We start from the raw sequence: 8,337 nt of genomic DNA on the forward strand, positions 1-8,337 counted from the left end.
GATCCCCTTGGTGTAATCGAGCCGATCCACCGAGAGGATGATCTTATAATTCCTCACCTTCCTCCTGATCCTGCTGATCTCCCTCTGAACCGAGGGATCCTCCACTCCTTTGGCAAATCTATCGTAATCTATTCCCATAGGGAAGGCGTCCGCTCGCACCACCCGATCGCCAACGAACATCTGCCCGAAGGTCGGCTCATAACCCAATATCCTCCGGACACTGTTTAAAAAATAAAGGGCATAATCGTAGGTATGAAAACCTATGAGGTCCGCCCCCAATATCCCCTCCAATATCTCCCTTCGCCAGGGAAGGAGACGAAACATCTCGAAGGAGGGAAACGGTATATGAAGGAAAAAACCTATCTTCGCCCCGGGTAGCCTCTCCCTGATCAGCTTGGGGAGCAACATCAACTGAAAATCGTGGACCCATATGATATCCTTCTCCTCGGCGACATCGAGCACCGCCTCGCAGAAGATCTGGTTCACCCGCTTGTACGCCCTCCAGAACCTGTCGCTAAACACGGTATAAAGGGGGAAATAATGGAATAGGGGCCAGATTGTCTTGTTGCAGAAACCACGATAGAAATTCTCAATATCATAAGGGGAAAGAAAAACCGGGAGGCAATTCTCCTCCCTTAGGATTTCTTCTATCATCCTCCGCTCTTTTTCTCCGCCACTAAGCACAACCCCGGGCCAACCGATCCATAGGCTCCGGTACGACTTATAGAAAGAACCCACCCCGGTGGCCAACCCACCAACACTCGGCTTCAAGAAAACACTTTCCCCCTTCTTCGCTACGCTCACCGGAAGCCTATTGGAGACCAAAAGCAATTTACCTTTGTATTTCTTCAGCATATTAAAAACCTTTGCCGATTTAGCTTAAGCTAAAAATGATTATATCTCAGAAAAGGGGAAAAGTTAAGGGAAGAATTCAAACTACCCGGCAAGAGAGCGTATAAAAAGAAAGAAACCTTCCCTCCCCGTAGGACAGGAAATCCCTCTCACCAAGCAAAGTATCTACTATTATAGATTTTAGACATAAAGAAAATATACTTAGCTCAGAAGGTCACACAAGAGATCGAGATAATCGATCAGGGCTCTGGTGATGAGGAAGTTCTTCCTAACCGTCTCCTTGCCCTTCTTTCCCAAACCCTTCGCCAATTCGGGGTCCTTCAAAATCTTCAATATCCTTTCAGCAAAACCCTCTGTATCCCTTGGTTCGACCAGGAAACCGCTCTCCCCATCCTTTATCTGAAGTGGGATACCGCCCACATTGGAGGCAACTACCGGTTTCTCCTTCCATAAAGCTTCGGTCACCGCCAGCCCAAATCCTTCCCGGATCGACTTCTGGACGACCACCGCCGCCTGCCGCTGAAGGGCATTCACCAATATATTGTTATCGTAGGTGATGAGAATGATATCGCCCTTCTCCATCCACTTCTTTGCCTTTTCCTTAACCTCATCGTAGATGAGGGCTCCTTCGGGATCGTCGGTCGCCATATTCCCGCAGAGGACCAGTCGGCAATCAACCTCCTCCTTGACCAGCTCGAACACCTCTATTACCCCCTTCGGGTCCTTCCATTTATCGAATCGCGACACCTGGAGTATTATAGGCTTATCGTTTGGGATGCCGAATTTCTTGAGATATTTAGCGATAACCTTGGGCGCCAGCTCCTTATTCTTGGGGGAGAGGGGATCGATGGTGGGATAGATCACCCTCTGTTCTATAGGGATATCCTTGCGGTATTTCTCATCGGAGATGATCATCGCATCGTACCTGAGGATGAACCCCTCGAGGAAACGCCACAGCTCCCGGTTGGGATGGGACAGGTCCACATGACAACGCCAGACCCAAGGTTGTTTCTTCTTATAAAACTTAACCAAAGGAAGTGGCTGGGGATCGTGGATGAAAACACAATCATGGTCGATGTGGGTATAGGAGGAGAAGGTCTCGTTGGCTTGGATGTAAAGCTTCTTCTTCATCTCGGTGAAATTTATCGGCTCCCCCTGGAGGGCGTTGTGGAACTTCTTGGTGATGGTGAAGAAATCCGGGTTCCCGTGAAAAAGGCGCCAGCCCGCATCAACCCCTATATCGTTCATCAGGGGGATGAAGCTGTTGAGGATCTCAGCAACCCCACCACCGATACAGGTGGAGTTGATATGGAGTATATGCACTCCATAAAGGCGCCTCGCCCGCCTGTGGATATCAGCTATTACCTCCTTCCCTACAATATCCCGATAATCCTCCAAGGTTCGCATTTATCACTCCTCCTAAATAATACCTAAAGAAAGAAGCTCGCTCCCTCATCATCTCACCCCCAAAGTTAACCTCCAAAAAGATTGATTGTCAAGAGGAGAGAAAAAAGAAGTATAAAAACACTTCCTTGCTTTAACTTTGTGATGGAATAGAAATAGCCTTATCGCAAAGAGATCTACTGAATGAGGGAAATTATCATATCATTTATCTTTAAGAACGGATCTTTCGTAGTCTCAACCTCAAGAGACCGGAGTACCTCTCCTAGAAGTTCATCAAATATATAACTCTGTACCTCTTCCTTTCCTCTATCCTGCTTAGATAAGGCCTCAGCAATCTCCTTAAAGGAAACTCCTTTAAACCCATGAGCCATTATGCTCTTATTTCGGAGGGGAAGTAATTTGTCACATAAAAAAGAGACTTTGGAAAAAGCGGGGGGATAATTCTTAAGCTCCTTCCACTTCCATTCAAGGCACTTGCGTAAAACCAGAGTGTTTGGCTTTATTCTAAGCTTTTCTTTTTCAAGAAACTCTTTAAGCTCGGGGTATTTCTCGATATCCTTCTCGAAATCCTCTTCCTCGGAAGAAATACCGAACTCCTTTGTTACCATCAACTTAAGCACAGCCTCTATAAAACGATATAGCCTGCCCAGAAAATCAACATATCGACCCTTTTCAAAGCATACCTTCATATTGAAATATAGTTCATGAACTTTGACAGGAATATCCTCCGTTTCCCTTAATTTTTCGAATTCAGAATAAAGATCGGAAACGCGCTCCCTGATCGATGTGGCCTTTTTTCTAAGCTCATCCGCCTCAAAAGAAGCCCTTTGAAAATCGAACCCGAGTCTATAAGCGGCTATTTTGGCCAAGCTCGCCGCTTCACTATAGCCCAGCTCTTGAAGGAGTAAGGATGCTCCTTCATACTCGTACTTTTTTATAAGCTCCTGGGCAATGCGAATTTTAACAGAGCGTTTAATCTCTTCCGCTATATTGATCTCTAAGGGATCTTCTCCAATAGGCTTATAAACCACTCGGCACTTATCACCGAAAAGTTCTACCCCCGAGAAAAGAAGGCCAAAGTTCATCTGTGGGGTACCGCCGGTAACCGAAAGATAGTAAATGTCATATCCATCCATCACCTTTTCTCGAGAAAGATCCTTCTTGTAAAATCTACTTAATGTATCATAATAAACGGGGTGCTTTTCTATTCTCCTTACCCAAGCACCACCTCTATTCTTCTCTTCAATTTCTTCAGCAAGCAATCCCTCTTTCCACATTCTTTTAAGACACTCAGCAATATAACAAGTATCACTCTTCCAATGTTCAGAACCTTTAGGTTGATCGGTAGCAAACATAAGGAGTTCTATCTTAGCTTCCGAATTCTTCTTTCCAATGTACTCAAGGGTTGGCGAGAGGATGGGAGCACGAAGTTTTTCTTTGTGTTTCTCAAAATTATCCAATATCTCCTTTCCTTCTTCTCTTATTTTTTCAAGATACTTTCCATCCTTTTCCAAATCCCTATTTCCTATATTTGCTAGGACGAGTATCCTCATTTCTCAACCTCCTCGAAGGAAACCCAGCCTAAGGGAAAGGAGAGGGTATTTCCCTCATAAGCGATCCGCCGAGTACGGGGGAAAGTTACTTTCCCTCCCACCTGAGTAAACTTGGGTTTTCCTCTCCCAATCCTTTTAAAGAGGTCCTTAAGAGATTTCAGATCATCTATTAAATGGAGCACCGTTTTGGTAGCCATTCCTCCGCCCCAGCCTAAAGGAAGAAGGAAACCCTTTTCCTTATTTTTTTGCTCTCGCAATAACTTATCTATGGTTTCTCTTACCCTCGAATATTCGCCCCCTTCATATACCTTCCTCTCCCTTTCGAGTAGCTTCTCAGAGTAGTCTCTAATAATAGAGAGCAACCCATCAAACCCATTTAAACCATCGAGTAAGGGAAATTTACCCTCCTTTTTTTCTTGGATAATCCTAAATAATAGATGCTTATTCCAAGAAATCTCTACCTCGCCCTCTGCTTTTGGCTCTACTGCTTCAACAAAAATATCCAATATCTTCTTGCCGTTTAATTGGGAGACCGCCACTTTTCGAATAGCTTGCCACTCTTTAGCAAAGGGGGTGCTATCGGAAACGGAAAGCAGTCGGAGTAAGTCATGATGGGGATCCTTACCCAACACCTCTCCCATCAACTCATCATCAAAATTCTTCGGCTTTCTTTTATTATCCTCTTTGGATAAAAGCTCGATAGCTCTTTTGAGCTTACCGATATCCCTCCTAAGGAGATAACAAAATACAGCGGTGCGGATTGCTCCTTTTATCGAACTTCCGGGGATAAAAGGTCGATGGTGAATATCGCGGATGTGCTGATTAACCTCTTTTTTATTTATAGTCCCTCCCTCCAATCGACAGGTATATTGAGAGACCTTTTCTGGCTGAATTCCTCTTTCCGCGAGGAAAAATCCGATCTTAAAGTCTTTTCTTTCTAAAGAGCGGGAAAGGGCTTGTGCCTGCATTGGGTTTTCAATGAGGCGATCAATGTCGATCCTGAAATAAATATCTCCTTTGACAATGAAATCGTAGTGGGAAGAAAGTTTTTCACCATTCCCGATATGGAGGGGGGTAAGGACCTTAAAGCGGTATCTTCTAATCTCTCTTACGCTCATTTGATCTCAACTCCTATCTTAAAGGCAAATCCATAGCGATAAACCGGATGGGGGAGAGCATTATCCCCAACTTCTGGAGAGACATCGACCAAAGCTCCCATTTCATCCCTCCCAATATCAACCAAAACGGAACCTTCAGTGAACATTCTGACCCCCTTCCTCCTTAAGCCCTTCTTAAGCCTGGGAGAATATATCCAGCCATCTCTTAATATAAGCTCATAGGAAGCCTCATCCCCGATCAACCCCTCCTTTATCTCCTCTCGCTTCGGGTAATAGAGGGAAAGGGTGACGAAATGAGAAGGGGAAGAGGGAGAAGGAAGATTATCCTCCTCGAAGGAGGGGGTAAACTGGCCATTCCCACCGCTACGATCACCACCAATCCCCATATCACCGAGTAGTCTCAGGGCTGATTGAAATTTTCCTCTCACCTTCTCATCCAGATAGCGAATCAAGAAAAAATAACCGGCAGATCGAGATGGGCTTTGGTGAAAACGAATACGGCTGAAGTAAAAGATGTTCGCCCTTCCTTGAACCCTATCCAAGGTTACTCGAGGAACCTCTTCCTCCTTGAAAAAGGAAAACTCGTTTAAGAATCTAACCTCATTAAGCTCTCGTTTAAGATTCTCGCACTCCTCTTCAGAAAGCCAACATTTACCAGAAAGAAGCTCTTTTTCACCTCCCTTTGGCGGCTCTACCTCCTCTCCTGAAATCAATCTGGTAAAAACCTTCTTTGATACATAGATCGCTTTCTTAGCGAACTTACGATCACCCACAGATCTCTTCTCTTTCTTACTACCTTCATCCCTCCACAAGCGAGGACAGGGAAAGAAGAATAGATCGTATAGATCCTTAAACTCCAAATAAGGGAAAGCCGATGTGATAAGAAACGGAGGATCGCTCTCTCGAAACCTTTGAAGAAGCAGAGTAAGCTCACCTTCCCCATAAAGGAGGAGAAACGCATGACAAAAGGCGGAAAACAGGGTGTCGGAATGGATGATCTCCGCTGTCTCCTCAAGCCCTATTCCCCGTTCTCCCAAATGAAATGCTCCTCGAGGAATAAGCTTAACCCGTTCGATCATCGTTAGCCTCGCAATTTTGGATTATCTTCTCTATCTTCTGAATCACCTCTTTGGGCTTTAGACTCCCCTTTATTATCTCTCTTCCATCCTCTCCCTTCTCATATACCGATATCTCCTTCCATTTTATGGATTCGATTTCTATCGCCACCTTGCCCGACCCCCTTGTTCCACACCCCCCTAAATAATCGTCCTCGAGCAAACTCAACGCTTCAAAAACGAGTTTGAAATCGGTAGAAAGAACTATTCCCTCGTAATAGTCGAAGATGAGCTCGAAATTAAAACGGGAACCAGCGGGTACCCTCTCCAAAAACCTTGGGTTAGCTTGAGCGGTAATCCGGTCTATCGTATTCTCCGCTTTTACCTCGGAATAGGGGAGATCGGTGTTCCCCTCAACCTCTTCCCAACTCTTCTCCTCGCCGCCCACCTCAATTTTTTCATCGAGAAAGGCATCGCGCACCGTGAGAAGGCTGGGAAACTCCTTCTCGTAATCCCCAGGGGCGCCAAAGACGCGGCATACCTCACAAGGATTTGGATTCTTTTTGTCACAAAGATGGATTCTGATAAGTGGCTCTTTAACTACTTTAGCCAACTCTTTGTTTTTAGCCCGTTCTACTAAAGAGCGCATCTTTCCTTTAAGTGAAGAGCCGGGGATATAGGGTTTATTAGTAATCGGGTCCCGAATAATAACATTATCCACCCCCCCTATCTCGAGCTTTCCGCCACTTCCTCCTATGTGAAGACCGGTCTTTGCCTTTATCTTCCCCGTTACGATGAACTTACCTTTGAGGCTTAACGCTTTCCTCACTTCCATTATTCTTCTCCTCATAAGTGTTATCATAAGCTTTATGGTAGGCTAGGATAGCCTCCACGAAATCTACCAATTTTTTAAAATCATCCTCGTCTTTAACCTTATCGATGCAGATGGTTATTATCTCCTTAAATTGCTTAAGTTTACGGTTTTTTCCATAAGGATAAGCAAGTTTTGGCTTTAGGAGAAGTAATCTGCCTCTATCAAATCCCCGCAATTCCATCTTCTTTATCGCGCTAAATATTAACCGTATTTGTCGCTTAGAAATTTCCTTTTCTCGTCCAGCCGCCAATAATTTTCCTAACTCCTCAGCATGTTTCACCAACTTCTCAGCTATATAATCTTTTAAATTTGTCAACCCTTTGATATACCCTTTAACCTCCTCTGTTTTTTTATCTTTTTGATCTCTTCTCTCCGCTTGCTGTTTATCTCTCATCCTCTTTCTCCTTGGTTAATAATTCTACCCATCTTAAGGGCACATTAAGGTAATTAATACACCGTTCTATTTTTCCAGCTAATTCCCCACCTCCTCTACGGGCGAGGTAGTAGTGGAGCATCCACTTCCACCGCCCGTAAATAACCATATTGTCGAGCTCCTTTAGAGTAATTCTCTTCTTCCGTTCCTTCTCTACCTCCTTCTGGTACCAGTGATAGACAAGTGCTAACTTATGGAGAAAACTCCGGGGAAGCTTTTTTTCCTTAATCCGAACGAGCAACTCCTCCTTCAGTTCTCTCGCTTTTTCAAACTCTTCCCAAGAAAGCACCTGCCCAAAGAGGGAAAACGCATTCTTCCTCTTCTTGCCTTCTTCGTATTGTTTCGCTTGCTCAAGATTGTTCCCCGCTTTCTCCGCTGCCTTGTAAAGGGGGTATTTTGTTTTCTCGAGATCGAAACCGCCTGAGATGGTGATCCTCTCATTCCGAACATACTCCTTAAATTCCTCCCTTACCCGGAGAGCAAGAGAAAGAACCGCATCCCAAGAGCCGACGACGAAAAGGTCGTCACCACCGGAGTAGATTATGTAAAGCTTATCCTCTCCCGTCTCCTTACAGATATTGTTTAGATATCCTTCGAAAAAGAGGGAAAGTATCCGGCTGAAAGAGGATAACCGGGAAAAGGAAGCGTAATTCTCTCCCCCATTCTCCTCGTCAGAAAAGCCCTTTATAAAAAGGTCTCCCAAGCTATCCACATCCATCCTTACTATTCCCCAATAGGAAGCTCCTTCTGACCGTTCCGCTAATTTGCCAAAGTCAGCGATTCCTCCTCCCTTGATAATAGGGGTATGGTTCCCCATAAACTTGAAACCAACGCCAAGAGATCTCCACTCTCCTTCATCCTCGGACAGAAATCTTGTGTCATTCAAGCGATAGAGAATTCCCTTCTTACCGAGACGATCCTCTTTTTTCTCCTCAGGGATAAGCTGATAGCGAACACCAAAGGTACTCTCGAGGATATAAGACCAGGTCAACTCGCTCGATTCCGGCTCTCCAACTTCCTCCTCAAACAGAAAAGAGGCATTTCTCGC

The 8,337-nt window shown here is 44.9% G+C and carries 8 protein-coding genes; all 8 read right to left on the reverse strand.

Annotated elements, in window-relative coordinates; all coding sequences use genetic code 11:
• Positions 1 to 855: trehalose-6-phosphate synthase (locus tag J7L64_04035; protein MCD6451518.1), on the reverse strand; the 855-nt coding region annotated here is incomplete at its 3' end.
• 198 nt (positions 856 to 1,053) lie between these two features.
• Positions 1,054 to 2,259 carry a glycosyltransferase gene (locus tag J7L64_04040; protein MCD6451519.1) on the reverse strand — a complete coding sequence of 402 codons (1,206 nt, stop codon included), beginning with the start codon at positions 2,257 to 2,259 and terminating at the stop codon, positions 1,054 to 1,056.
• Between the two features lie 173 nt (positions 2,260 to 2,432).
• The gene (locus J7L64_04045) at positions 2,433 to 3,809 is read right to left on the reverse strand and encodes a hypothetical protein (GenBank protein MCD6451520.1); all 1,377 of its coding nucleotides are present in this window, start codon (positions 3,807 to 3,809) and stop codon (positions 2,433 to 2,435) included.
• Positions 3,806 to 4,927, reverse strand: coding sequence for a type III-A CRISPR-associated RAMP protein Csm5 (gene csm5 / locus J7L64_04050; protein MCD6451521.1), 1,122 nt, complete (start codon positions 4,925 to 4,927; stop codon positions 3,806 to 3,808). The genes J7L64_04045 and csm5 overlap by 4 nt, the downstream gene beginning before the upstream one ends.
• The gene (csm4, locus tag J7L64_04055; protein ID MCD6451522.1) at positions 4,924 to 6,006 is read right to left on the reverse strand and encodes a type III-A CRISPR-associated RAMP protein Csm4; all 1,083 of its coding nucleotides are present in this window, start codon (positions 6,004 to 6,006) and stop codon (positions 4,924 to 4,926) included. Before csm4 ends, csm5 begins: the two co-directional genes overlap by 4 nt.
• Positions 5,990 to 6,817: a type III-A CRISPR-associated RAMP protein Csm3 gene (gene csm3, locus J7L64_04060; protein MCD6451523.1), complete on the reverse strand. Its 828-nt coding sequence runs from the start codon at positions 6,815 to 6,817 to the stop codon at positions 5,990 to 5,992. The genes csm4 and csm3 overlap by 17 nt, the downstream gene beginning before the upstream one ends.
• Positions 6,783 to 7,250, reverse strand: a complete 468-nt coding sequence (csm2, locus tag J7L64_04065) for a type III-A CRISPR-associated protein Csm2 (GenBank protein ID MCD6451524.1) — start codon at positions 7,248 to 7,250, stop codon at positions 6,783 to 6,785. Before csm2 ends, csm3 begins: the two co-directional genes overlap by 35 nt.
• The coding region (locus tag J7L64_04070; GenBank protein MCD6451525.1) for a hypothetical protein at positions 7,240 to 8,337 on the reverse strand (1,098 nt) is incomplete at its 5' end. The genes csm2 and J7L64_04070, both read right to left, overlap by 11 nt.

It is taken from the genome of Acidobacteriota bacterium, from assembly GCA_021161905.1.
Lineage (GTDB): Bacteria > Acidobacteriota > B3-B38 > Guanabaribacteriales > JAGGZT01 > JAGGZT01.

Excerpts from the sequence above, each read along its gene's own strand:
- J7L64_04040 (MCD6451519.1), bottom strand. The coding sequence starts at position 2,259 with ATGCGAACCTTGGAGGATTATCGGGATATTGTAGGGAAGGAGGTAATA.
- csm3 (MCD6451523.1), bottom strand. The coding sequence starts at position 6,817 with ATGGAAGTGAGGAAAGCGTTAAGCCTCAAAGGTAAGTTCATCGTAACG.
- J7L64_04045 (MCD6451520.1), bottom strand. The coding sequence starts at position 3,809 with ATGAGGATACTCGTCCTAGCAAATATAGGAAATAGGGATTTGGAAAAG.
- csm4 (MCD6451522.1), bottom strand. The coding sequence starts at position 6,006 with ATGATCGAACGGGTTAAGCTTATTCCTCGAGGAGCATTTCATTTGGGA.
- csm5 (MCD6451521.1), bottom strand. The coding sequence starts at position 4,927 with ATGAGCGTAAGAGAGATTAGAAGATACCGCTTTAAGGTCCTTACCCCC.
- csm2 (MCD6451524.1), bottom strand. The coding sequence starts at position 7,250 with ATGAGAGATAAACAGCAAGCGGAGAGAAGAGATCAAAAAGATAAAAAA.